The organism is Roseibium sp. (assembly GCF_048261595.1).
Taxonomy (GTDB): Bacteria; Pseudomonadota; Alphaproteobacteria; order Rhizobiales; family Stappiaceae; genus Roseibium.
Genome location: NZ_JBLXFW010000001.1, coordinates 608,079 through 632,812 on the forward strand (window position 1 = coordinate 608,079; position 24,734 = coordinate 632,812).

A 24,734-nucleotide genomic window follows, 5' to 3' on the forward strand; every position below is an offset into this window, starting at 1 on the left:
CGCTGCATTTTCCTGACTTGAGGTAGTGAAAACATGATCCGTCTTGCAACTTCCGCTCTTGCCCTGTCCCTTCTTGCCGGTGCCGCAGTGGCAGAACCGGTCGCATACGACTTCGACAAGTCCCATGCGAACCTGTCCTTCTCCTACAACCACCTTGGCTACTCCACCACCGAAGGCCGTTTCGGCGAGTGGGAAGGCACGCTGCTGATCGACCAGGACGCTCCGGAAAATTCCTCGATCGAATTTGTCATCGACGTCAACTCGCTCGACACCTTCTGGGCCGACCGTGACAAGCACTTCCTCTCCGCTGATTTCTTCGACGCCGAGAAGTTCCCGCAGGCATCCTTCAAGAGCACCGCAGTCGAAAAGACCGGCGACAATGCGCTGAAGGTGACCGGCGACCTGACCATCAAGGACATCACCAAGCCGGTGACCCTTGACGTCGTCGTTGCTGCAATCGGCGAACATCCGATGGCCAAGAAGCCGGCAGCCGGCTTTGCCGTCACCACCACGCTGAAGCGTTCCGACTTCGGCATGGACATGTATGTGCCTTACGTCAGCGACGAAGTTCAGGTGACCTTCCACGCCGAAACGATCGAAGCTGCGGTTTCCAACTAAGACCGTGACCCGGCCTTGCGGCCCTCCTCCTCCCGGGAACGCAAGGCCGCACAATGCGCTTTCGGACAGCTCCGCCGCCAAGTAGCAGAGGTGGCAGAGCCGTCCGGAGGTTTCTCCTTACACCCGGAGCGAGAAAAGGACGCCCAATGGTGCGCAACACCCGTCTTGGCTACGGCCTCGTGGCAATCGTCTTTCACTGGACGATGGCGGCACTTATCCTCATCCTGCTTGCCCTGGGTCTTTACATGACCTCGCAGCCGCCCACTGCTGCGGCGACCTTTCAGCTCTACCAGCTTCACAAATCAATCGGTTTCGTCGTCCTGACGCTTGCAGTGCTGCGGCTTGGCTGGCGTCTGATCAATCCGTCACCGACCTTGCCCGAGGGCATGGGCACCATCGAGCGCCTTGCCGCCCATGCCGGTCATGCCGGGCTCTACGCGCTGATGTTCGCGCTGCCGATTTCCGGCTGGCTGATGGTTTCCGCCTCGCCCTGGAACATTCCGACTGTCGTCTTTGACGTATTGCACGTGCCGCACCTGCCCGTGCCGGCCTTTCTCGGAGACAAGCCGGCAGCCGAGGCGACGCTGAAGCTCGTCCACGAATACGGAGCATGGCTGCTCATTGCGCTTCTGGCCGGCCATGTTGGCGCTGCGCTCAAACATCATTTCATCGCCCGGGACACGACCCTGAAACGGATGATCTCGACCGGCCCGTCAAAGTCGGCTGTCTGACGACATAACAAGGACAATTGCCATGACGCTTCATTCACTTGCACAAAAGTCCATCGCCGCCGCAGCATTCGGCCTCGGCCTGGCCGCTCTCACGGCCCCCGCCCTGGCCGCCGACTGGACCGTCGACAAGGACAAGAGCCGCCTCGGCTTCACCGTGAAGCAGGCAGACGGCGAGGTCGTCGGCCAGTTCGATGCCTGGTCAGCGGACATCGACTTCGATCCGGCCGCTCCGGAAAAGGCCGTGATCAAGGCCTCCATCGAAACCGGCAGCGTTGTCACCGGCAATCGCCAGTATGACGACATGCTGCAGCAGCCGGACTATTTCAGCATCTCCGCCTTTCCTGCCGCCACTTTCGAAACCACGCAGGTGATCCCGCTGGGCGAAGACGCCTACAAGGCGGAGGGAACGCTGGCCATCAAGGGTGTCTCCCAACCGGTCGTTCTCGACTTCACCTTGAAGATCGACGGAGACACCGCGAAGGCGGAAGGAACGGCAACCGTCCAGCGCCTGGCCTATGGAATGGGCACCAGCGTTGCCACCGGCACCTTGGAAGACACCGTCACGGTCACCCTCGACCTGACCGCCACACGCGCGCAGTAGGCACGGCACCGGCGAACCGCCGGCCGGCTTCAAACGATTGAAGTGCCCGCCCCCGACCAAAGCACGAGGGCGGGCACTTCCGTTCAGGCCCTGCAAACCGGTCCGCTGCGCCCTTTGCAGGCGAATTTATCCCAATACAGACAGTGACTTACTCGCGCCGTGGTCATCACTGCCACGCCAGTGCGGCGGGTTTTGCTCTGTTAGGATTTTTGGCGTAAAGAGGGCGCTGAAATCGTCATCCAGCAGCTGCCCGCCGTTTCCCGGGTTCAGCCAGACAAATGAAGAGAGCCATCGACCATGAACGCTCCCACCACACCGCCGGCCTACAAGCACAGCGCCCTGTTTCCAATGGGCGAGGACAAGACGCCTTACCGCAAGCTGACGTCCGACTATGTGAAAACGGCCGAGTTCAACGGCGAGGAAGTTCTGGTGGTTGAAAAGGAAGGCCTGCGCCTTCTGGCGGAAGAAGCCTTCAAGGACATCAATCACTTCCTGCGTCCCGGCCATCTGGAGCAGTTGAAGAAGATCCTCGACGATCCGGAAGCGACCGAGAACGACAAGTTCGTCGCCTTCGACCTCTTGAAAAACGCCAACATCGCCTCCCACGGCGTCCTGCCCATGTGCCAGGACACTGGAACGGCGATCATCATGGGCAAGAAAGGCCGGCGCGTGTGGACCGACGGCTCCGATGAAGCTGCCCTCGGCGAAGGCTCGCGCGACGCCTATTTCAAGAAGAACCTGCGTTATTCGCAGCTGGCGCCGATCTCCATGTTCGAGGAAAAGAACACCGCCAACAACATGCCGGCGCAGATCGAGCTCTATTCCGAAGGTGAGGACGCCTACAAGTTCCTGTTCATGGCCAAGGGCGGCGGTTCGGCCAACAAGACCTTCCTGTTCCAGGGCACGCCTTCGCTCCTGACCCATGACCGCATGATCGATTTCCTGAAGGAAAAGATCCTGACGCTCGGTACCGCGGCCTGCCCGCCCTATCACCTTGCCATCGTCATTGGCGGCACCTCGGCGGAAATGAACCTGAAGACCGCGAAGCTCGCCTCCGCGCGCTATCTCGACAGCCTGCCGACCTCAGGCTCCGAAGACGGCCATGCCTTCCGCGATCTGGCCATGGAAGAAGAGATCCACAAGCTGACCCAGGCAACCGGCGTCGGCGCCCAGTTCGGCGGCAAGTACTTCTGTCATGATGTCCGCGTCATCCGCCTGCCGCGCCACGGTGCATCGCTGCCGATAGGCCTTGCGGTTTCCTGCTCTGCCGACCGTCAGGCGGTGGGCAAGATCACCAAGGACGGCATCTTCCTGGAACAGCTGGAAATGCATCCGGAGAAGTATCTGCCGGAAGTCACCGACGAGCACCTGTCCGACAACGTGGTCAAGATCGACCTGACGAAGCCGATGAGCGAGATCCTGGCCGAGCTGACCAGGCACCCGATCAAGACCCGCCTGTCGCTGACCGGCCCGCTGATCGTTGCCCGCGACCTTGCGCACTCCAAGCTGCGCGATCGCCTTGAAAGCGGCCAGCCGCTGCCGGACTACTTCAAGAACCACCCGATCTACTATGCAGGCCCGGCCAAGACCCCGGACGGCATGCCGTCGGGCTCCTTCGGCCCGACCACGGCCGGCCGCATGGACGCCTATGTCGACCAGTTCCAGGCTGCCGGCGGCTCCATGGTCATGCTGGCCAAGGGCAACCGCTCGCCGCAGGTCCGCCGCGCCTGCCAGGCCCACGGCGGCTTCTACCTCGGCTCCATCGGCGGCCCTGCCGCGCGTCTGGCTCAGGACTGCATCAAGAAGGTCGAAGTGGTCGAGTTCGAGGAACTGGGCATGGAAGCCATCTGGAAGATCGAGGTCGAGGACTTCCCTGCCTTCATCGTCGTCGACGACAAGGGCAACGACTTCTTCAAGGAACTGAACCTGGGCTGATTTTCGGCTGTTTCAGGTTTTGAAAGCACGAAACCCGCTGGCTGAGAGGCTGGTGGGTTCTTGTTTGCCTCCGACGCCGGTCGTCCCCGCCTCGTTGTTCAGTCTTGAAACATGATTGGCACCCTGCCTGTCAGGTAAGGCACCGCCTCACTCGCAATGCATTCGCGGGCGAAGCGAAGACCGGACGCGGGAACCGGTTCGCCGCAGTGCCGCAAAGACGATCTGGCGGACGCCTATGGTTTCCACATAAGATATCGGCTGATTACAAAAATTGCCCTCCCGCTGCCCACCCGCAATCGCTGCCCCAGGAGAGATCCGATGCCTGAGACTTCCGCCCATCCGGACGACCCGCACTACGTATCGCGTAGCGGCTGGCTGCGTGCCGCGGTTCTTGGTGCCAACGACGGTATCGTCTCCGTCTCGTCCCTGATCGTCGGGGTCGCGGCGGCCAATCCAAGCCCGGGCACGGTTGTCATCGCCGGGATTGCCGGACTCACGGCTGGGGCCATGTCGATGGCTGCCGGGGAATATGTTTCGGTCTCGTCGCAATCCGATATCGAGCGCGCCGACATCGCACGCGAGACACAAGCGCTGGAGGAAGCGCCAGAGGAGGAACTGGCCGAACTCGCCGCCATCTACCGCGAGCGGGGTCTTAGCGAGCAGACTGCGCTTCTTGTGGCCAAGGAACTGTCCGAGCACGATGCGCTCGGTGCGCATATACGGGACGAACTCGGATTGTCGGAGGTTCATGCCGCCAATCCCCTGCAGGCTGCCTTTACCTCCGGGGTAACATTCAGCGTTGCCGCCGCAGTCCCGCTGCTGGCGGCGATTGCGGCGCCGGAAGGTTCCATAATTCAGGTCGTCCTTGTCGTCACTGTCATAACGCTTGCCATTCTCGGAGCGCTCGGGGCGAAAGCCGGTGCTGCCCCTGTCTTGCGTGCAACCCTCAGGGTCGTGTTCTGGGGGCTGTTCGCGATGGCAGTCACGGCCGGAATAGGCTGGATCTTTGGCGTCAGTGTGTGAAGACGGCGGCAGAGCCCAGGTCTACTGGTTCGGCCAAAGAGTGTGACTGAACGGAACAAACGGCTCGGCCCCGTCGTCCCGGAAGCTCAAAGACAGATTCATTTTCTGCAGACAAGCTATTGACGAAATTTGCTTATTCGTTTCACGAGCGCACAAACCCGGCAGCGAACCGGTTTCCGGAATGGACCCTGGCCTTCAGGGAGGAACGATCGATCCAGTCCTGTATCTCCGGCGTGAGATCGCCCAGGAATGTGACGTCGGTCAGGCTGGCAACGGAATGGAGCGCCTTCATTTCCGGCCACGCCATGGCAATGTCGTGGTGACCGATCCAGGCATTCGCATCGCGGTAATCGACCACCGCCCGCGCCGTCTTCTCGTGACCATTGACGAAGAAGCGATAGCCCAGAACGCCGGGATGGCCTTCCCTCTCGACCCGTTTGCTCAGCGCCGTGATCGCACGGGTGAACTCGGACGCACCGAGGGTGAGGCGGTAAAGGTTCAGGATTGTCAGCGACGGAAAGGGCATATCAGCTCCGCGAAAGTAAAAACCGGGCGGCTTGGGATCCTGTCACCATTACCTTCGGCTTTCCAGTAGTTCCGGCTCCGACACGCCCAACGGTTCAGGGCGCGGTTCATTTGCCCTTACCCTCTCGTCACTGAGAGCTGTACCGGGATGGAAACAGAAAATGAGTGCGGGCTTTTCGCGATGGTCTTGTTTGCATTCCCGATTGGACAAGCTGTTGAAAGCTCGCATCTAAACCTTGGAAGCGGGGCGCCTCGCCTTTTTGACCGCGCCTGCAGCCGAGGCCTCCTTGGCCTGCCGGGCCTCCATCTCGAGGCGCGCCGTTCGCAGCCTCAGGGTCTTGGCGTTGCGGACATCCGCCTCGTTGCGCGCGATTTCCTCGGCGACCCGCTTGGTCACCTCCGCCTTGGTGAAGGCTTTCGAATTGACCGGCTTGAACAGTGTGTCCTTGGTCAGTTTCTCAGTCATTTGGGCTTCCTTTCTTGATGAGCCTCAAACAAAAAAGGCCAGGCAAATTGCCCGGCCTTTTCATTTCTGGTGCGGCTTCGTCCAAGCTGTTCGCCATCACGAACCGCGGAGCTGTCTTCAGGCAGCCTGCAGGTTGTCAGCAGCGGACTTGCCCGAACGGCGGTCCTGGACAACGTCGAAGGAGACCTTGTCACCTTCGTTGAGGCCGAACATGCCAGCGCGCTCAACTGCGGAGATGTGAACGAACACATCAGCGCTGCCGTCTTCCGGCTGAATGAAGCCAAAGCCCTTGGTGGAGTTGAAGAATTTTACGGTACCAATAGCCATTACGATTTCCTTTCAATCGATCAGTAGCAGATGCCCACGCAGGACAAGCGTCCAGCGGGGCGGTTAGGTCGAGATTGTGTAGGAAGATCGTAGAGGTCGCGAAAAATCGCGTAGTACAAAGTTCAACAAGCAAAATCGATAAACCCTATTTAGAGTGTGACATTGTAATTATCAAGGGTTATCTTCTGCCTATTCAAATTTATTTTCGAAAGCGGAAATATTTCCCGTAATTTTTATTTTTGCCCTTCAAGTTTTCCCGCCATCCGAATTTATCGGACTAAGTCCGCTCCCCCCGACAGGATGTTCCGGCCGGGGGACGTTCCGCCCTTACCTCCTGACCGGGTAAGGTCCCTTCAGGGCAGCGAGATAGTCGACGGCGGCGCCCAGGACGATGACGGCGAAGGCCTGGTGCCACAGCGCCAGATGCAGCGGCACATTCATGACCAGCGTGGCAATACCGAAGATCACCTGCAGCAGCACGAAACCGGCAATGTGGCGCGCGGGCATCATCACCGGCTTTCGGCCGCTGACCTTCTTCGAACGGATCACCAGGAGCACGGCGACGGCAACCAGAACATAGGCAGTCATGCGGTGCTGGAACTGAACGGTCATGACGTTTTCGAAGAAATTCGCCCAGGCCGGATCCATGACCAGCAGGCCGCGCGGAATGACCTGGCCGTCCATGAGCGGCCATGTGTTGAAGGTGAAGCCGGCATTGAGACCAGCGACCAGACCGCCCATGAAGATCTGCAGGAAAACCAGCCAGAGGAAGATCTGGCCGATGCGGTTCAAACCCTCGGCCTCTTCCGCGGTAGCCGCTTCGCGCGGGACAAGGCGTCGGGCGATCCAGAACAGATAGGCGAAGATGACACAGGCGAGTGTCAGGTGCGCAGCCAGCCGGTACTGGCTGACGTCGATCCGGTCTACGAGACCGGAGGCGACCATGTACCAGCCGAGCGCCCCTTGCAGGCCGCCAAGGATCAGGCCGATGACCAGCTTCGGTTTCAGCCAGGGCTCGATACGCCCCTGGATCCAGAACACGGCCATCGGCACGAAGAAGGCGACGCCGATGAAACGGCCGAGCAGGCGATGGCCCCACTCCCACCAGAAGATGAACTTGAACTCGTCAAGGGTCATGCCCTTGTTGATCGCCTCATACTGCGGGATCTCGCGGTACTTGGCGAATTCCTCCTCCCACTCTTCGACCGAGAGCGGCGGGATTGCGCCGTGGATCGGCTTCCATTCGGTGATGGACAAACCGGATTCGGTCAACCGCGTCGCGCCGCCAACGACGACCATCGCCAGCACCAGAAGGCAGATACCGTAAAGCCACCAGCGGATCAGTGCACGGTTGCGCCAAAGCTGGCGGGTTTCAGCGTCGTTCAGCGGCATCTGGGAAGCTGCGGATCCAAGCGAGGAGGACACGGACATCGGCTGACTTTCAATCGTGAATTTGACCTTTGACCGGGGGAGATATAGGTGCAGGGCAAAAGCGGCAAGTGACAGACGGCTTTTTGCGACACTTCACCGCTCTCGCGCTTCGATCAAAGGACAGAAATCCAGATGGTTCCCTCCTTCCGCAAGTTCGTCGGCATGGTCGTGCTGGTCGTATTCGTGATCGTTTACGCCCTCGTCGCCATGGTGATCGGCGACATGACGCTTCAGCAATCCAGTACGCTGGTCCGGGTGATCTACTTCGCGATTGCCGGCCTGGTGTGGGTAATTCCGGCGGGAGCCATCATCTGGTGGATGGAAAAAGGCGGGAAACGCCAGTCCTGAGGCCGAAGCCACCGCGTGCCCAGCAGGCAGCACGGTAGAGCGCGAAAGGTGCGCCGGTCAGATACTGGTCGATGACGTAGGCATCCTGGAAGCGCCCATTGAGTGACACACGCGGCAGCAGCATCGGGCTGCGTGCGTTGACCGACTTCAGGACACCCGGGAATGTGGTCACGGCAGAATTGAAGCCGATGTCCGCCAGAAGGCGCGCATCGCGCTCGCTCACCGCGACCTGATTGCCGTAAGGGTAGGCAAAGTGTTTCGGCTTGCGGCCAAGCTCTGCCTGCATCCGGTAGACACCGGTCATGATATCCTTGCGCGCGTCCTCCTCGGACAGACGGGCCAAAGCGTGGTGCCCGTGGGTATGGGCACCCAATGTCACCAGCGGCTCTGAAGCCAGCTGGCGCAAGTCGTCCCAGGTCATCATCAACCGGTCGACCAGCGCGGCCAGATCGAAATCATAGCGCTCGGCGAGACGCTGAATGATCTGACGTTGTTCAAGTTCGCCGACCTCGTGCGTCAGCCACTGGGTAAGCTGGTGATAGCAGGCATTCTTTTCCTGCAGCGTCCGGCACGAAATGCCCGTGCCCGATCCATCCTCGGACAGAACCAGTTCGTCATTTGCGGCAATCATATGCTCCAGTGCGATCCACCACAGATCGGACTGGCGGTCGATCAGACCGGTGGCAACATAGATGGTGAAAGGAGCCCCGAGTTCCTTCAGCACCGGATAAGCGACTTCAAGATTGTCACGATAGCCGTCATCGAAGGTCAGGACCGCGTAGCGCTTGCGTCCGTAGCCGCTCTTGAGCAGATCCACGGCCTCGTCCATCGCGAGTATCTCGTAACCGTTGCGGCGGATCCGGTCGACGCATTCACGCAGGAATTCAGGGGTGATTTCCAGGTGCTGGTTTGGGCGAAACGACCGTTCCTGATCGGCCCGAACGTGGTGCATCATGAAGATCGCACCGCAGCCCTGGGTGAACGGAGCCAGCAGGCGAGAGAGGCCACTGCCATGCAAGACCTTGAAGGATTTCTGGAAAAACGTCTGCCTTGCAGTCATCACACGACAAATTCACCCCTGTTCACGTGGCAAATCTAAGCACGTTTTCTTTAATATTTATTGCTATTTCTCCCTAGAGTTGAATGAGCGAGCTGAAGGGCGAGGATGGGGCAGAGCCAAGACATTGGCGTGAGCATGAGGGGGGCTGCGTCATCCGACGCGGACGAGACTATCGCCCACCGGAATGCCGGCATCCAGGAAGCGGCCAGCCTTTCCGTCAAACGCCTGGCCGATTTCAAGGCAGCGGAAGAGTTCATCTCCCGTCTCGAAAATCCCGTCGGGCTCCTGCCCTATCACACACCTGCCTGGATGAAGGCATATGCAAGCACTCTTGGCAGCGAGAGGGCCGCGGTGCTGGCAAGTCTGTGGCTCGGCGACCAACCGGCGGCCCTTCTGCCTTTGGAACAGGTTTCCCGAGGGCAGGTCAGCTGGCTACGTTTTCTTGGACAGGATCGCGGGAACCAGTTCACCGGTGTGTGGGACAGAACGGCACTGGAGAAGATTAGCCCCAGCGACCTTTCGAACCAGCTGCTAGATCTGGGGCGCTCGATCAATGCCGACATGATCCAGCTGGCCAACACGCCGGAACGGCTTGACGGGTTGCCCCTGCCCTTCGCCCTTTGCAGGCGGGTGGCAAGTCCGAGCCCGGTCTACCAGGGAAAACTTTCCGACGACTTCGACAGCCTGTTTCGCTCGGCCGTCAAAAAGGACAGCCGCAAGAAACTGCTGAAGAAGCAGAAAGCGCTCGAGGCTGCGGGTGAGTACGAGATCGTTCGCGCCCAAACAGATGAACAGATTGCCCGTGGACTTGCCACCTTCATTCTGCAACGGACGTCCCGCGCTGCGCAGACCGGTATTCCGAATGTCTTTTGCGACGGCGAAAACACCGCATTTCTCGAGCAGTTGCTGAAGCCTTCCGAAGACGATGCCCAACCCTGCCTGGAACTCTGGTGGCTCGAATGCGGCGGTAAAATCAGGGCGACATATCTTTGCGCTCGCAGCGAAGGAACGCTCTACGGCTATTCCAACTCGATCGCCCATGACGAGATGATGGCGCATAGCCCCGGTGTCGTGCTTTTGAAGGAGATCATTGCCATTAGCTGTGCCGACCCGGCCATGACGGATATCGACCTTGGGCTGGGGGATGAACGCTACAAACACGCCTGGGCCCAACCGGTCCCCCTCTGCGAGCACCTCAAGGCGGTGACCTTCAAGGGCCGTGTTGCAGCCCTTGCACAAAGAACGCGGCAAGACATTAAGGGACGGATCCGCAGCTCAAGAACCTTGTGGCAACTGGTACGCCGGCTTCGGAAGGTTCTCGCACAGAAGGGTTGATGCTTCGTCCGCCCCCCAAAAAATGAGGGCCAGGCTTACTGCCGTCGATTGACCTCAGGCAGCCCGCCCGGACTTCTTCTTCTTGCCCGTGTCCGACCCGGCATGGATAACCTCCACTTCGGCCCCTGTATTGTGGGCGAGCAGACGGGCCGCACTCTCAAGCTCTCGCCCCTGCCCCTTGCCCTTGGACATGAGAAGCACCCTATCGGCTTCGCGCAGGAAGGCGGCGCTTGCGAGCGAGCCGTCAATGACGCCAAGGTCGATGACGACCGTGTCGTAGATCGAGCAGATGGCCCCGACAACACGATCAAAACGCTCCGAGGCAGCGGCTTCGTCGTCAATGGACCCGGTACCTGCCTCTATGATGTGGATGTCGGAATGCGCGTCAGCATAGACCACTTCGGAAAACTGCACCGCGCCCTCGACAAGATCGGAAAATCCTTCTGCCGCCTCAGGTGTCTCGATCTCAGGGAAGACTTCCATCAGCAGCGTCTTGCTGCCGGTCTTGGCAGCACCACGCGCAAGGGCAAAGGCCCGTTCGTGTGACAGTGCGGGCTCGTCAATGCTCAAGACGACGATCAGTCCTTCAGGGTCTGTGGTTTCAGCAGCGGGTCCGGAGCCGGAGTGCGGGTGTCCGACCGGCATCTCACTCCGCTCCGCTGCAAGGTTCCCATCATGGAGATCGCCATGAGACCTTGCGTGTTCGACCGGTGCGGCACGGCGCGGCGAAGGCGCTGTTTCTGGGTCGGCTCCCGCCGCAACATCATTGACATAGCGGGCTGCAGCTTCGCGATACCCGCCGAAGGAATAGGACGACGTCATTGAAACACCCGCCGCCGCGCCCCAGGCTTCGCCCGCCGGCATGTTTCGGTGCGGAGCTGGCTGCCTCTCAATGTTGCCGGCTGCCTGTGCACGGGAAACGCCCGAGCCGTGGTTGACGGCATAAAGAACATTGCCGCTCAGGAACTCCCGCATGATCACGTAGCCGGAACCGAGCAGGAACGTGACCAGCGCCGCGATTATCGTGACGGCCAGAACCTTCGGAGAATGAGGCTCGATCGGTATTGCCGCACGGGAAATGATGCGCGCGTCCGCCGGCAGCGCCTGCGCCCTCAACCGGGTATCGGCATCGCGAAAGCTTGAGATCATCTCGTCAAGTTGCCGTGCTTTTGCATTGGCTTCGCGCTCCAGCTCGACGAGCCGAACCTGATCCGAGTTGGTTTGCGCGGCGGCGGTCTTCAACTCGCCAAGGCGGGTCTTGAGCGCTTCGGCCTGCTGGGCCGCTACCTTTGCGTCGTTCTCAAGCCCGACAAGAACCTTGCGGACTTCCGAGCGGATCTGGCGATCATAGTCGGCGAGCTGGGACTGAAGCGCCTTCAGCTGCGGATGGTTCGGCAGCAAGGTGATCGACAGCTCGGCAATATTCGACTGCAGTTCCACCTGGCGCTCGCGAAGGCGCTGGATCAGGAGAGAATCGAGCACATCGCTGGCCGTTTCGATCGCGCCGCCGGAGTTGAGCAACTCACGGATCAGGTCAGCCTTGGCCTGAGCCTCCGCCTTTGATGCCTGGGCCTCGGAGTAGCTGCTCGAGATCTCGGCCAGCTGCTGCTGGTTCAGCGTGAGATTGTCGGTGCCCACGAAGAGATCTGCTCGGGCGCGAAAGTCCTCAACAGCCTTGCGCGCGGCCTGCACCTCGGCCTTCATCCGTTCGATCTGGGGCTGCAAGGAGGTCGTCGCGATCTCGGTGGTTTCGCGTTTGGCGCTCGACTGAAGGGCGATGTACTCGTCAACGATGGTATTTGCGACGGCCGCTGCAAGTTCCGGGTCCTGGGCGGAATACTCCACGGCGATGACACGGGAGTCCTCGATCCGATAGATATCGACATTCTTATAGAAGACCTTGAGCACCCGCTCCTCGGGCGAGATCCGGTTCGGATCGCGGGCAATGCCGAGCAGGACCAGCGCATCGTTCACCAGGCTATCGCCCCCGCCGGCCTTGAATTCCGGAATAGCGGCAAGTTCAAGCCGTTTGGCGACCCGGCGCGCCAGGTCTGCAGACATAAGGAGCTGAACCTGACTGGCAACACCTTCACTGTCCAGCAGCGCCCTTTCTTCCTCGACGCCCCTGGTCGCGCCCGGATAGTCGCCGTCCTTGCTTTCGATGAGCACCCTCGCCTCGCCCTTGTATTTGGCGGGAACGAACTGGAGCGCCAGGAACGTGGCAACGGTGACCGCTACAACAAGTGGCACCAACCACCGCATGGCAGCGCCAAGCGCCCTCAGAAGACCGACAAGATCGAGGGCCATATCGTCATCATGGATTGCGCTGCGGGGTGAACTCATCATCGAAACTCCAACGGATTGGGGGAACTATGACGAATTAGGGTAAGCGATCGGTTAAGCGCTCCATCTTCGGAGCGTCGGCCGCGTTAATAATCGCATTCGTAGTTTTTACGATCCATTTTGCCCGGGTGAAATGCCTTCACCTGACATTAACCATGTCTTGCGATGGTTGGCCCGATCTATTGGAGAGTAGTGAATGTCGACCCGATTGGTACTGACACTGGCAATCTGCGCCGGCCTTGCAGGCTGCAGCGGCTACAGGCAGCCGCCAACCGCATTTCATGAGACGCTGACCCAGCCTTACCGCCTTGATTCCAGCGACAAGCTTCGTGTGATCGTGTTTGGACAGGATGACCTCTCCAACACCTATACCATTGATCAGGCAGGATATATTTCATTTCCGCTGATCGGCACCGTTCCGGCCCGCGGCAAGACCCAGCAGGAACTTTCCGTCGCAATCGCCCAGAAGCTTCGTCAGGGGTACCTGCGGGATCCGGACGTTTCCGTCGAGGTCGACACCTACCGGCCGGTCTTCGTCATGGGCGAAGTGCAAAACGCAGGCCAGTACAACTACGTGGCCGGCATGACTGTCCAGAACGCCATCGCGACTGCAGGGGGTTTTTCCACCCGGGCGCAGCAGCAGGACGTCGACATCACCCGCCAGATCAATGGTGAAATCCTAAACGGACGTGTTCCCATTTCGGACCCATTGCGTCCTGGCGACACGATTTACGTCCGGGAACGTTATTTCTGATCCCGTCGCAGGTTAACCGCGGACTCACCTCCTCTGTGTAATGTGCAGGCCATCGGCTTCATGGATCCACCAAGAGATCCGGGAGACGCAACAGGGAGCCTGTACCATGACGAAGGATCCGCTCAGGATCATCCATTGCGTGCGCTCGCCCATCGGCGGGATCTTCAGGCATATCAAGGACCTTGCGACCAGCCAGGCAGCGGCAGGTCATGAGGTCGGCCTGATCTGCGACAGCACAAGCGGCAGCAGCTTCGACAACGCCATTGTCGATGAACTGCGCCCCAGCCTGTCGCTCGGCATCGCACGCTTTCCGATGAAGCGTCAGCTTACCATTCAGGATCTGCGATCGACCCACGAGCTATATCGTCATATCCGTGACCTGAAGCCCGATGTCCTGCACGGTCACGGAGCCAAGGGCGGCGCCTATGTTCGCACGATCGGCACCATTCTTCGCATGAAGGGCCAGGACGTGACGCGCGTCTACTGCCCTCACGGCGGCAGCCTGCATTATGACCCGAACCGGCGGGAAGGCCGTGTCTATCACTCCATCGAACGCCTGTTGTCCCGGTTCACCGATGCCCTGGTATTCGTTTCCGACTACGAGTATGCGGCTTTCGAGACCAAGGTCTGCCATCCGAAGGCACCGGCGCGCGTAGTCTATAACGGGCTGCAGCCAAGCGAATTCGCACCGGTCAACGTTGATGATGACGCTGCGGACTTCCTCTATATCGGCATGCTGCGCGACCTGAAGGGAACCGACCTCTTCATCGACGCGCTCCACAATATCAAGCTGAAGACGGGCATTGCCCCAAGTGCCCATATCGTTGGCGAGGGGCCTGATGAAGACCGCTACCGCAAGATGGTGCGCGACTACGGCCTGACCGACAGGGTCACCTTTCACGGCGCCCTGCCCACCCGAAAGGCCTTCCGCATGGCCAAATGCGTGGTGGTTCCCTCGCGGGCCGAGGCCATGCCCTATATCATCCTGGAAACGGTGGCCGCTCAGCGTCCGTTGCTGGCAACACGCGTCGGTGGCATTCCGGAGATTTTCGGCCGCTACGCTTCACGCCTGATCGAGCCGGGTCATATCGACAAGCTGACCCGCGCGATGGAACAGGCGATGGCGGACCCGCAAACCATGGACGAGCATGCCCGTGAGCTGCGCGGCTGTCTGGCGGAGACGTTCTCGATCGAACTGATGAGCGACCGGATCACGACACTCTACAAACAGGTTCGCGGCCAGACGGCAATCGACATCGATGCTCCGGCCACGTCGGCAACCGCAAGCCGCACCTCGGCAGCGGCTTCACCCGCCGTTTATGCAAGATCGAGCAACCGGCAATGAACAAGGCTGCACACACATCCGTCAAGCAATCGTCCTTGCAGCATTCGCTGAGCGGTGCGCCGGATCTGCGGCAACGCCTGACCAGCGGTTTGCGTCGCTCGGGTCCGGAACCGTCCGGCCCCATGGCTTACGAGCCGACTGGTACTGAGGCGGCCGCAGAGCTTATGCCGGAACTGACCGGCCAGGGAAATCTCTCAGGCGAAGCGCTGGAGATCGCCTACACGCTTGATGATAACGGCGTCTCGGTTCCGGTCCTGACCGGGTCGATCCGACTGATCGACATGGGCCTGATCGCATTTGCCGGCCTGGGCGCGGCATTTGCCAATCTGTCCCCGGACGCCGGTCCGGTGGTTTCGCTCGGAATACCGCACCTGATCGCGATCATGGTCACAATGGTCTTCTCGCTGGCGTTCTTTCAGGCGGCCGACGCTTACCAGGTCTCGGTCATGCGCAGCGGTCTTGCCCAGATCGGCCGCGTGGTCGCTGGCTGGACCCTTGTATTCGCCATGCTATTCCTGATCCGGACAATGACCGGCGTCGGCACGGGCCTGAACCAGCAGTGGCTCGGCGCCTGGTTCGTGCTCGGCATGACCGCCCTGATCTGCTCGCGCCTCGTCGTCTATCGCCTCGTGCGCCACTGGATGGACACCGGACGACTGGAACGGCGCGCGATCATCGTGGGCGGCGGAACGGCTGCTGCCGAACTGATCCACGAACTGGAATCGAATTCGGACAATGATATCCGCATTTGCGGGATCTTCGATGACCGCGCCAACGACCGCTCCCCGCCGGTTGTCGCCGGTTACCCGAAGCTTGGCGACGTTTCCGCCCTGGTGGAGTTTGCGCGGCTTGCCCGCATCGACATGCTGATCGTGTGCATTCCGCTGCGCGCCGAACAGCGCGTGCTTCAGCTCCTGCGCCGTCTTTGGGTTCTGCCGGTCGACATCCGCCTCTCCGCCCATACCGACAAGGTGCGCTTCCGCAATCGCGGAGCCTCCTTCATCGGCACGGTTCCCTTCGTCGACGTGGTCGAGAAGCCGATCACCGACTGGGACATGGTTGCCAAGCGCGTGTTCGACATCGTCTTTGCATCCCTTGCCATCGTCGCCCTGTTCCCGGTGATGATCGGCGCTGCGATCGCGATCCGCATGGACAGCAAGGGACCGGTCCTCTTCCGCCAGAAGCGGTACGGCTTCAACAACGAGATCATCGACGTATTGAAGTTCCGGTCCATGTACCACGAGATGTCCGACCCGGATGCCAGGAAGGTCGTGACCAAGGGCGACAGCCGCGTCACCAAGGTCGGACGCTTCATCCGCAAGACGTCGATCGACGAACTGCCGCAGCTGTTCAACGTCCTGCGCGGTGAGCTGTCCCTCGTCGGGCCCCGCCCGCACGCGGTCAATGCCCACACCGACAACCACACCTGGGACGAGGTCGTGGACGGTTACTTCGCCCGCCACAAGGTCAAGCCGGGCGTAACCGGCTGGGCGCAGATCAACGGCTGGCGCGGCGAAGTCGACACGCCGGAGAAGATCCAGAAGCGCGTCGAATGCGACGTCTATTACATCGAGAACTGGTCGATCCTGTTCGACCTGAAGATCCTGGTCATGACGCCGCTGTCGCTTCTGAATACGGAGAACGCCTATTGAGCCAGGAGACGGCCGACCCACGGCCGGGCTCCACCGTCCGGCCTCCAGTCACGATCCGCGTTGCCAGCATCGGCGACGGCGCCCTGTGGCTTGCCGCCTTTCTCTCCGGTTTCGTCATCCGCGAACCGGCTCCCTATGAGCTCTATCTTGCCGGCCTGACCGTTGTCTGGCTCGCCTTCGGTCTCAAGCTCCGGCGCGAGATCGGGCCGCTGATCATCTGCCTGATGCTTTATATTTCGGGTGGAATTGCTTCCATCCCCTTGGCGAGCGAGATGGGCGACGCCGTCATCTACATCGCCGTTTCGGGCTTTCTCGCAGTGACCGCCATCTTTTACGCGGCCATTCTGGCAGAGCGACCGGAGCGATATTCGGTCATCGAGAAGGGCTATCTCGCGGGCTCGGTCCTTGTCGCGCTGATCGGGATTGCCGGCTACTTCAACCTTTTCCCCGGCGCGGACTTCTTCACCCGCTACGGCCGCGCACGCGGTACCTTCGAGGATCCGAACGTCTTCGGCCCCTTCCTGGCCTTGCCGACGGTCCTGTTCATGCACCGGCTGCTGAACAAGCCGATGCGTGAGGTTCTCGCCTACGGCCCTGCCCTGGCGATCCTCGTGCTCGCCATCTTCCTGAGTTTCTCGCGCGGAGCCTGGGGCGTGATCGCCATCGCGACGCTGGTGGTTTACCTCCTGTCGCTCATCACAGAGCGCAAGGCGGCCCGGCGGCTTCGCCTTGTTGCGCTGGGAGCGGCGGGTATCCTTGCCGTGATCGCGCTTCTTGGCGTCGTGCTGACGATCGACAGCGTGTCGGAGATGTTCGTGGAACGCGCCAAACTGGTGCAGGAATACGACGGCGCGCGGCTCGGGCGATTTGCGCGATACGCGCTCGGTTTCCAGATGGTGATGGAGAATCCACTCGGCATCGGCGCGCTCGAATTCAACAAGCACTTTCCCGAGGACGAGCACAACGTCTACCTGAAGGGGTTCACGACCTACGGCTGGATCGGCGGGCTTGCCTATATCGTCCTTGCCGGCTGGACCATGAAGCGGCTCGTACCGCTGCTGTTCAAGCACCGGCCGTGGACGCCGTTTCTGCATTGCGTCTTCGCGGTCTTCACCGCGCATCTGATCTTGTCCGTGATCATCGACACCGATCACTGGCGGCACATGTACATGCTCTACGGCATTTCCTGGGGCCTGATCGGCGCCGACATGATCGAGCAGAAGCGTCTGTCTCGAATGCGCGCGCCGGCCTGAGAACACAAACTGTGGAGCAAGGGGCATCTACTGCCTTGCGCTCGGACAGCGAAACGGATAGGTAGGTCGCGTTCGGGCAGTAGCGCAGCCTGGTAGCGCACTTCACTGGGGGTGAAGGGGTCGTCGGTTCAAATCCGGCCTGCCCGACCATTTTTCCGACATTACCGCCTGCCGCGAGGCACTCCGGGGCTTCAGCCTTGCCAAGATCGTTGGTAAGCTGGACAAGCCGGACGTGTTGTGTAGGGCGCAACTTCGTTTGGCAAAACGCGCAACTTCACATGGCATCCAATTGAAATAACTTTTCAGGGTATTATCGGCCGCAAGCCGTCAATTGGACCAGGTGGAGGAATGTCTGAAAGCATCTCACAGTGTGAGATACTACGCATTGAATAAATGCCAGCGTAGGCAGACCGTTCAGACATGCCCCCACTTAGACAACATGAGCCCAAATTTCTTGTAAAAAATTGAGGTCATAAATTCGGAGTGTTAGCTAATAATGCCAAGGCCCGAGAGAAGTTTTCCGATTTTCTCCGCGAAAGCCCATAGTGTATTCACGGATTTCACGCGGTCTTCGATCCCTTTTAGTATGCTTTCGATTACAGGTTTTGAGCGCTTGCCTGCTATTTGCTCGGAAAGTGTGCCGAGCAATTCGCCTATGTCGTGCTTGTCCTCTTTCGTGACTTCATCAGAGTCCAGCACTGCCTGCGCGAAGTCTTTAATATTTTGACCCAGCTCCTCTACATCGCTACCTTCAGTGATCGTTATCACCGCGTTGATTTTGGCCAAGTCGCCTGTGTTCAGGACACCTACGGACGAATTTGAGATGGTGATGTGGTTGTTGGTCATGGGGCGGCTCATCGCTTGGGCTAGTTGACTAACTGGTATTCTATCGCCGCCGAGACGAATGCCGGTCACCATATCCATTTCGTCCATCGCATGATTCATCATGGAAGCGTTCATTAGGAAGCTGCGGAAGTTGTTTTCCTGCAGGATTGCATTGCATTTAAGGCAAAGGACTAGCCCATGGTCATACTGATAGAGACCGGGCCTTTCGCATTGATGACACTTCATCAGCCTACCTTCGCTATGAAACTCACGACCCTCTTCGCTTTGAATACTCATAAAACGTAGCAGATGAAGGTGACCGAATCCTAGAGCCCGGGAAATTGGAGCGGCATATCTGTACGATTGACGTAGCCCTGGTTAAAAATAAGGGTTCCCTTCCGTGTGATTGTTAAGTACTTGAACTGCCTCGCTGATCGATTACCTATAGCATCAGCAGTCAAGTAAGCGAAAATAAGCGCTTTCACTTCGCGATCACCAACGCCTTTATTTGAGGCGATTTCCCGCCACAGCTGCGCTGTCCTTTTTGCATTACCCGCCTGTCGCTGCTTCCACGGCAGGTCAGTCTCGAGATAGTCTAGGACGTTGTTAAATGCGGCTTCAGTACCACCTTTCTCTTCGATAAACTTGGCAACTTTAGCTGGCGTTGAGGTACGGCGCCAAAAGTCACTGTGAAAAGTCAGTGTATCAATAAATATAGCCGTCTCCCGTACGGAGGGCGTTTCAGGCGCCCACCATTCGACGGCACAATCCCATGCTCGGCCTGCTTTCGAGAGAACCAGCTCATCCTGTTTTTGCACCCCAACCGGGCTAGACAGCAGCTGCCCAAGCCGCTTGGCTAGTTCTTCCCCTTTTCCCTTTTTCCAAGAAGCCTTACGTTCTCCCTCCAGCGCCTTCGGGTTTGGGATATCCTGGTAGGATCTAATCCATTGAAGCTGTTTTTTCGTCGAGATCCGCCTAAACATCCGCGTGACCTCGTCGTAAAAATCGTCAAGTATAACCTTTGCGGCCTCCGGGTCTTCGCTGATAATGCTGCGAACCAACGGCTGTAAGCTTCCCTTTCCAATATTCCATTGAAGCTTTCCTGCCGACAGGCCCTGGGTATCAAAGTCCGGGGTAACTGTATCGTAGCCCTGCCCCTCGAAGGAGCTTGTTTCATAATAAACAACTGTTGGCGTAATTCTCTCGGCATAATCGGCAGGAAGTGGAACCGCGGCTTTTGGACAGGTAGCTGCGACAACCGATGTAAAAGTTATTGGCATCATCATCGAAGTTACAAATAGAAGAAATCTCATTTTGCTTCCCCTCAATACGAAACGCACTGCAGAACTACTATAAATGTTGATTTTAACAGATAGACTCCGCAAGTTGCAATGGCAGATGCTTTGGAAGAAATCGGCTAGGGGGCTTTTTCCTTGCCCTTGTCTAGTTAGGAAAGTAAGCGAATGAATAACCGTTGAATTTGTAGACGCCTTCTTTCCTCAAATTGAAGCAAGGAGACCGACGCCAATTTGAGTGACGTGGCATACGGAACGTCTGCATTCTCCGGTTCCCAGCTTAGCTGCCAGGAGGCCTTATCCTTTTGCAGCAAACCGCAGACAGTCCGGAAAACGCAAGATCAGAAAAGGTAACCGCGGGGACTCGTCCAGTTCTTGCTTCAAACCTGAACAAATACAGATTTTATTCGGCATTTTCAGATGGCCGTTTTGAGAGTGTCCTCGCCCCCTACTCTTTGAGCCAAATAAAGTTACGCACTGACTTCCGTTGGCTTCTTTCAGCTCCCAAACAAAACGCCGAAATTGCCAACTCTCAAATATTCCCACTTATTCCCAGAATTGCCCTAAGTACCATCCGTTCTTGCGCGGTACAATTCCGCTCAAATGCAGAACTCATGGCACATTCGTTAGCGCGGTGCTTTCTTTAGTTGATTGAAGCTGGAACGCCCAATTTCAGCCTTAAACCCTGCCCCAAAAAGCGCGTGGGGAGCTCACATTTCATGCAGTATGCAATTCTGTACAGCGCCGCCTTCAAGTAACCAGAATGGCCTTTTTGCGCCTGCGTGAGTGTTCTCCAAGGCAGCACCTCAGTACGGCCCACCTAATTTGTACCAGGCCAGACAAAATCACACGCTTTTCCTAAGCATGACAATCTGTTGACGGTAATATTGGTCCAACCCTTCTCTAATCCAGGACGTCCTGAAGCCTTCACCAATTAAGCCCCCATTAAGGACCATTTCTTCAATCAATGAATGAAACACTCCGAAAGGCTCTTTGTCATCCTGATAAATCTTTCTTTTCCGAGATACTTCATTGACTGTGATCGCCCATTTGCAGACGCCATCAACGTACCACTGTCGAACCTTTTCTCGTTCAGCTGTTGAAATTCCTTCGTTTTGAAAAAAGAGGTGGGCGATATTTGTCTGCTTCCAAAACGATGCCCTCAAGGCAGATAGCTTTTCTTCTACTAACCTGCCATCTCTGTTCCTCTCCTCAATCAGACTGTCAAAAAGCTCAGTCATTTTTGCCTGAACGAAGTCTGGGTCACTTGACCGAGGTCCAGTAATACCGTGCAAGCCGTGAAAATCATTTACGTCAGCAAAATGGCCGGTCATTTGCTGCCAGAATGCAGCTCTGTTCTGAATAGCCTGGCGCCGCATTCCTTTGAAGAAAAACCAGAAAGATAGGCTGGCCGCGAGAAACGAGCCAAGTGCTGAAATTGCCGAAATCCATTGATGATCAACAGAGAACCCCAGCAACACTAATCCACTCTCTTCAGGCGACATTTTGGTTCCCTTACTGATCACACAAATCCTACAACATACACATTCAATACACTCAACTTTACGGCGCAGGTCCATTCTATTTGGGCGAACGTGACAGCGATGGAGTTCGTCAGAAATGCTGATACCCCCGGCACTGGGGCATATCCCGGAAGTAGAAGAGCGGGAAATCACACCGGGATTTCGCGGAAATCCGCCGCTTTCTCGACCCCGCCCAAGCAATCGTCAACCTTTTCCGGCTAACAATCCGACCACGTTAGGCAGATGCTGTTCGGGAGGAACGGTTGACCTCAGTCAGCGACAGGCACACACACACATCAGAGCGCGCAGAAAAGCGGTCCTTGCGCATTCCGGCGATGATCTCGCTCGCGATCGCGGCCGTCCTGATCGCGACGGTCCTGTTCGCGGTGTTCATAGACCGGGTGATCGGAAGGTACCTGCTCGACGACGCCCGTCATCTGGCTCTCGATGCGGCGACTTCGACCGCGCGTATCGTCCAGCTCATGCCCGGCCCATTTCCCGAGCTGGAGGGACAGGACAAGGCAACGGGCACCATTCCTTCGCTGCTGCAGAAGGAAATCGCGGACCTGGCGAAGACCTACGGCAACCGGCTGACGATCATTGACGACGAGGGGTTGGTTGTTGCCGACAGCGGCATGACCCGCAGCCAGCTGGAAACGGCGCAAAACCACAAGTCGCGGCCGGAGATTCTGGAGGCAAGGGAAAATGGCCATGGCTTTTCCATTCGCCACAGCGCCACTTTGAACGTCGACTTTCTCTACGCCGCCAGCCTGCACTACAAGCACACCACGCCCTTTGTCGTGCGAGCGGCTCTTCCGCTAAAGGGTCTGGTCGAACAAACCAGCCACATCCGAATGCTGCTGGTCTTCGGCGTGACCGGAAGCATCTTGATGGTTGCAGTGGTCGCGATCCTGCTGGGACGCCTGCTGCTCGGTTCAATTCGGGCGGAACGCGCCCATCTGGAGGAGAAGGTTTCAGAACGAACCGCGACGCTGCGATCCTTGCAGGAACTTGGTTCGCTCCTGTCCGTCACCAAGAACGTGAGGGAGGCGGGAGAAGTCCTGTGCGCAGGCTTGCCGGCGCTCCTGCCCGCTCAGGCAGGTGCTCTGGCGCTGATCAACAACTCGCGTGACCTTATGATCATCGAGCAGGAATGGGGCAGCTTCTGGAAGAAGGGCGATTTCGTTCCGCCTGACGCCTGCTGGGCCCTGCGCAAGAATGCCGTGCATCATTCGGTGCAGGAAAACCTTCCATGCGCGCACCTGGCCAAGCACCAGGAGCACAATGTGGTGTGCATTCCGCTCCTGGCGCAGGGCGAGGTTCTGGGTGTCATTCATCTCAAGGAAGCGGAGCAACGTCCGTTCAGCCCGATGGAGCTCGAGGTTGCCAAGGCAATCGGCAAGGAAACCGCGATTGCCATTTCCAATCTGAAGCTGCGCGAGACGCTGGAACAGCAGGCGCTTCATGACCCGCTGACCGGCCTGTACAATCGCCGCTATCTCGAAGAGCGCTTCGAGAGCCTCGTCGCCCAGTCCAAGCGCGACAGCCTGCCGTTCTGGATCCTTGTGATCGATGTCGACCACTTCAAGAACTACAATGACCAGCATGGTCATGATGCCGGTGACTTCGTCCTGATCCAGCTTGCCAAACTGCTCAAGCGCAAGGCATCCAAGGCGAATATCGCCTGCCGTCTCGGCGGTGAGGAGTTCGCCGTGGTGCTTCCCGGATACGGGCATGAGGAGGCCGCTGCCTTGGCAGAGGATATCCGTAGCGAGACCGAGGGGCTCAGCATGATGTTCGAAGGACGGCATCTGGGCTGTGTCACCATCTCCGGAGGACTGTCCACATACCCAAGTGACGGCGAGCAGCTTGCCAACCTTCTCAAGGTCGCAGACGAACATCTCTATCTGGCAAAACGCTCTGGACGGAACCGGATCTGCTGCTCACAGACGGCGGCCACAAGTTCGATCACGGTTACGGAAATGCATGCGCGCTACGACGCGGTGTAGGGCATAGCATCGATAGCTCCCCGGACCCTTTCCGGCCGGAGCCAGATCCAATAACGTCGCGGGTCTGACCTTGTTCGCGATTCCCAGCCAGTGCGCCAGCCATGATCCAAGACCTTGCCTTTCAGCCGTTGTCGGCCGACTTTGCCCGCGATCCCTACCCCTTCTATGCAGCCCTTCGCGAGAAGCCGGGCCTGACCTATTTCGAGCAGTTCGACGTCTGGCTGGCGTCCCGTTTCGATGATGTCCAGACAATCGTCATGGATCCGCGCATGGTGCGCTCGATGGAGCATGTCGCCTCCCCGGATGAGATTGCCGCTCAAAAAGAGGCTGGCAACTGGCATGACATGCCGCATCACTCCCGCTTCGTGCAGTTTTCACTCCTCGACAGCGACGGCGCGGTGCACGACCGGTTGCGCAAGCAGGTGTTCAAGCTGTTCACGCCCAAGATGGTCAATGGGCTGCGCGATGAAATTCAGGCCTATGTGGACCGGCTGTTCGACACTCTTGCCGACCGCGAGGGGATCGATTTCATCGAAGACCTGGCCGCCCATGTGCCGGGCCATATCATCGGCCGCATCCTCGGCGTTCCCGACGAAGACTGCCCACAGCTCAGGGTCTGGTCGGAAAATATCGTCCAGTTTTTCGATATCGACCGCTCGGATGAGCGTAAGGAACTGGCCGAGCGGAACACGACCGCGTTCTATCACTACCTGCAGGACCTGAAGGCAAGACGGGAGAAGACGCCTGAAGACGATCTCATGTCGGCGATGATCGCGTCAGAGCAGGCCGGACTGATGAACGAGGACGAGTTCTTTTCCACCGCCATGCTTATCCTGATGGCCGGTCATGGCTCTACGATCGATGTTCTGGGAAGCGGGCTGCATGCGCTGCTGCGCTTTCCGGCCGAAATGCAGCGCCTGCGCGATGAACCGGGCCTGATGAAGACTGCCGTGCAGGAGATGTTCCGCTTCGAGAGCCCCCTGCCCTTCTTCCATCGCTACTGCATGGAAGATGTCGAGATCGCCCGACAGGAGTTCAAACGCGGCACCAAGTTCGGCGTCCTGTACGGCTCGGCAAACCGGGACCCTTCGCAATTCCCCGATCCGGACCGGTTCGACGTGGGACGCTCGCCGAACTGGCATGTGGCGTTTGGCCGGGGCGCCCACTTCTGCCTCGGAAACCATCTGGCACGCCTCGACATGGACATCATATTCTCCACCCTGCTCGGCAGGTTCAAAAGTATCGAGTTGATCGAAACGCCCGACTACAAGAAAGGCCTGTCGGTCCGAGGTCCCGGGAGCTTGAAGATTGAATGGCAGCCCGCTTAACCTGAAA

Annotated in this window: 22 protein-coding genes and 1 tRNA gene; 14 read left to right on the forward strand and 9 right to left on the reverse strand. The window is 58.7% G+C overall.

Annotated features, from left to right (window positions below; all coding sequences use genetic code 11):
* Positions 1 to 33: 33 nt before the first annotated feature.
* The 5 genes from ACN0SY_RS02640 (at position 34) to ACN0SY_RS02660 (ending at position 4,908) form a co-directional block, all read left to right on the forward strand.
* A complete protein-coding gene (locus ACN0SY_RS02640; protein ID WP_417684206.1) occupies positions 34 to 618 on the forward strand; it encodes a YceI family protein in 585 nt (194 codons plus the stop codon).
* Positions 619 to 764: 146 nt separating this feature from the next.
* The gene (locus tag ACN0SY_RS02645; RefSeq protein WP_417684207.1) at positions 765 to 1,349 is read left to right on the forward strand and encodes a cytochrome b; all 585 of its coding nucleotides are present in this window, start codon (positions 765 to 767) and stop codon (positions 1,347 to 1,349) included.
* Between the two features lie 22 nt (positions 1,350 to 1,371).
* Positions 1,372 to 1,950, forward strand: a complete 579-nt coding sequence (locus tag ACN0SY_RS02650) for a YceI family protein (RefSeq protein ID WP_417684208.1) — start codon at positions 1,372 to 1,374, stop codon at positions 1,948 to 1,950.
* A gap of 297 nt (positions 1,951 to 2,247) precedes the next feature.
* Positions 2,248 to 3,885, forward strand: a complete 1,638-nt coding sequence (locus ACN0SY_RS02655; RefSeq protein ID WP_417684209.1) for a fumarate hydratase — start codon at positions 2,248 to 2,250, stop codon at positions 3,883 to 3,885.
* Positions 3,886 to 4,203: 318 nt separating this feature from the next.
* The gene (locus tag ACN0SY_RS02660) at positions 4,204 to 4,908 is read left to right on the forward strand and encodes a VIT1/CCC1 transporter family protein (RefSeq protein ID WP_417684210.1); all 705 of its coding nucleotides are present in this window, start codon (positions 4,204 to 4,206) and stop codon (positions 4,906 to 4,908) included.
* 142 nt (positions 4,909 to 5,050) lie between these two features.
* Here ACN0SY_RS02660 and ACN0SY_RS02665 read toward each other — a convergent pair whose 3' ends face one another.
* The 4 genes from ACN0SY_RS02665 to ACN0SY_RS02680 form a co-directional block, all read right to left on the reverse strand.
* Entirely contained in the window at positions 5,051 to 5,434 is a 384-nt protein-coding gene (locus ACN0SY_RS02665) for a hypothetical protein (RefSeq protein ID WP_417684211.1), read from the reverse strand.
* Between the two features lie 228 nt (positions 5,435 to 5,662).
* Positions 5,663 to 5,899, reverse strand: a complete 237-nt coding sequence (locus ACN0SY_RS02670) for a hypothetical protein (protein WP_417684212.1) — start codon at positions 5,897 to 5,899, stop codon at positions 5,663 to 5,665.
* Positions 5,900 to 6,016: 117 nt separating this feature from the next.
* Complete coding sequence (locus tag ACN0SY_RS02675; protein ID WP_417684213.1) at positions 6,017 to 6,226, reverse strand: cold-shock protein; 210 nt, start codon at positions 6,224 to 6,226, stop codon at positions 6,017 to 6,019.
* Between the two features lie 327 nt (positions 6,227 to 6,553).
* Positions 6,554 to 7,657, reverse strand: coding sequence for a COX15/CtaA family protein (locus ACN0SY_RS02680; protein ID WP_417684214.1), 1,104 nt, complete (start codon positions 7,655 to 7,657; stop codon positions 6,554 to 6,556).
* A gap of 132 nt (positions 7,658 to 7,789) precedes the next feature.
* Between ACN0SY_RS02680 and ACN0SY_RS02685 the strand changes: the two genes are divergently transcribed.
* Complete coding sequence (locus tag ACN0SY_RS02685) at positions 7,790 to 8,005, forward strand: DUF2842 domain-containing protein (RefSeq protein WP_417684215.1); 216 nt, start codon at positions 7,790 to 7,792, stop codon at positions 8,003 to 8,005.
* Here ACN0SY_RS02685 and ACN0SY_RS02690 read toward each other — a convergent pair.
* Positions 7,965 to 9,065: a polysaccharide deacetylase family protein gene (locus ACN0SY_RS02690; protein ID WP_417684216.1), complete on the reverse strand. Its 1,101-nt coding sequence runs from the start codon at positions 9,063 to 9,065 to the stop codon at positions 7,965 to 7,967. The two genes, ACN0SY_RS02685 and ACN0SY_RS02690, sit on opposite strands and share 41 nt — an antisense overlap.
* Before the next feature lie 105 nt (positions 9,066 to 9,170).
* On the opposite strand from ACN0SY_RS02690, the gene ACN0SY_RS02695 reads away from it, so the two are divergent.
* The gene (locus ACN0SY_RS02695) at positions 9,171 to 10,400 is read left to right on the forward strand and encodes a GNAT family N-acetyltransferase (protein ID WP_417684217.1); all 1,230 of its coding nucleotides are present in this window, start codon (positions 9,171 to 9,173) and stop codon (positions 10,398 to 10,400) included.
* Between the two features lie 54 nt (positions 10,401 to 10,454).
* Here ACN0SY_RS02695 and ACN0SY_RS02700 read toward each other — a convergent pair whose 3' ends face one another.
* Entirely contained in the window at positions 10,455 to 12,746 is a 2,292-nt protein-coding gene (locus ACN0SY_RS02700) for a GumC family protein (RefSeq protein WP_417684218.1), read from the reverse strand.
* Between the two features lie 193 nt (positions 12,747 to 12,939).
* Here ACN0SY_RS02700 and ACN0SY_RS02705 point away from each other — a divergent pair, with 193 nt between their 5' ends.
* The 5 genes from ACN0SY_RS02705 (at position 12,940) to ACN0SY_RS02725 (ending at position 17,897) form a co-directional block, all read left to right on the forward strand.
* Complete coding sequence (locus tag ACN0SY_RS02705; protein ID WP_417684219.1) at positions 12,940 to 13,497, forward strand: polysaccharide biosynthesis/export family protein; 558 nt, start codon at positions 12,940 to 12,942, stop codon at positions 13,495 to 13,497.
* A 106-nt stretch (positions 13,498 to 13,603) separates the two neighbouring features.
* The gene (locus ACN0SY_RS02710; protein ID WP_417684221.1) at positions 13,604 to 14,842 is read left to right on the forward strand and encodes a glycosyltransferase family 4 protein; all 1,239 of its coding nucleotides are present in this window, start codon (positions 13,604 to 13,606) and stop codon (positions 14,840 to 14,842) included.
* A 164-nt stretch (positions 14,843 to 15,006) separates the two neighbouring features.
* Complete coding sequence (locus tag ACN0SY_RS02715) at positions 15,007 to 16,494, forward strand: undecaprenyl-phosphate glucose phosphotransferase (protein WP_417685853.1); 1,488 nt, start codon at positions 15,007 to 15,009, stop codon at positions 16,492 to 16,494.
* Positions 16,491 to 17,747 carry an O-antigen ligase family protein gene (locus tag ACN0SY_RS02720; protein WP_417684223.1) on the forward strand — a complete coding sequence of 419 codons (1,257 nt, stop codon included), beginning with the start codon at positions 16,491 to 16,493 and terminating at the stop codon, positions 17,745 to 17,747. The genes ACN0SY_RS02715 and ACN0SY_RS02720 overlap by 4 nt, the downstream gene beginning before the upstream one ends.
* Before the next feature lie 73 nt (positions 17,748 to 17,820).
* A tRNA-Pro gene (locus tag ACN0SY_RS02725) sits at positions 17,821 to 17,897 on the forward strand.
* 336 nt (positions 17,898 to 18,233) lie between these two features.
* Here the strand turns inward: ACN0SY_RS02725 and ACN0SY_RS02730 are convergent.
* The 3 genes from ACN0SY_RS02730 to ACN0SY_RS02740 form a co-directional block, all read right to left on the reverse strand.
* The gene (locus ACN0SY_RS02730) at positions 18,234 to 18,707 is read right to left on the reverse strand and encodes a hypothetical protein (protein WP_417684224.1); all 474 of its coding nucleotides are present in this window, start codon (positions 18,705 to 18,707) and stop codon (positions 18,234 to 18,236) included.
* 191 nt (positions 18,708 to 18,898) lie between these two features.
* Positions 18,899 to 19,885 carry a hypothetical protein gene (locus tag ACN0SY_RS02735; RefSeq protein WP_417684226.1) on the reverse strand — a complete coding sequence of 329 codons (987 nt, stop codon included), beginning with the start codon at positions 19,883 to 19,885 and terminating at the stop codon, positions 18,899 to 18,901.
* An 827-nt stretch (positions 19,886 to 20,712) separates the two neighbouring features.
* Positions 20,713 to 21,372, reverse strand: coding sequence for a hypothetical protein (locus ACN0SY_RS02740; protein ID WP_417684228.1), 660 nt, complete (start codon positions 21,370 to 21,372; stop codon positions 20,713 to 20,715).
* A gap of 281 nt (positions 21,373 to 21,653) precedes the next feature.
* On the opposite strand from ACN0SY_RS02740, the gene ACN0SY_RS02745 reads away from it, so the two are divergent.
* Both ACN0SY_RS02745 and ACN0SY_RS02750 read left to right on the forward strand, forming a co-directional pair.
* Positions 21,654 to 23,399, forward strand: a complete 1,746-nt coding sequence (locus tag ACN0SY_RS02745) for a diguanylate cyclase (protein ID WP_417684230.1) — start codon at positions 21,654 to 21,656, stop codon at positions 23,397 to 23,399.
* Positions 23,400 to 23,500: 101 nt separating this feature from the next.
* The gene (locus ACN0SY_RS02750) at positions 23,501 to 24,727 is read left to right on the forward strand and encodes a cytochrome P450 (RefSeq protein ID WP_417684232.1); all 1,227 of its coding nucleotides are present in this window, start codon (positions 23,501 to 23,503) and stop codon (positions 24,725 to 24,727) included.
* Positions 24,728 to 24,734 lie beyond the last annotated feature (7 nt).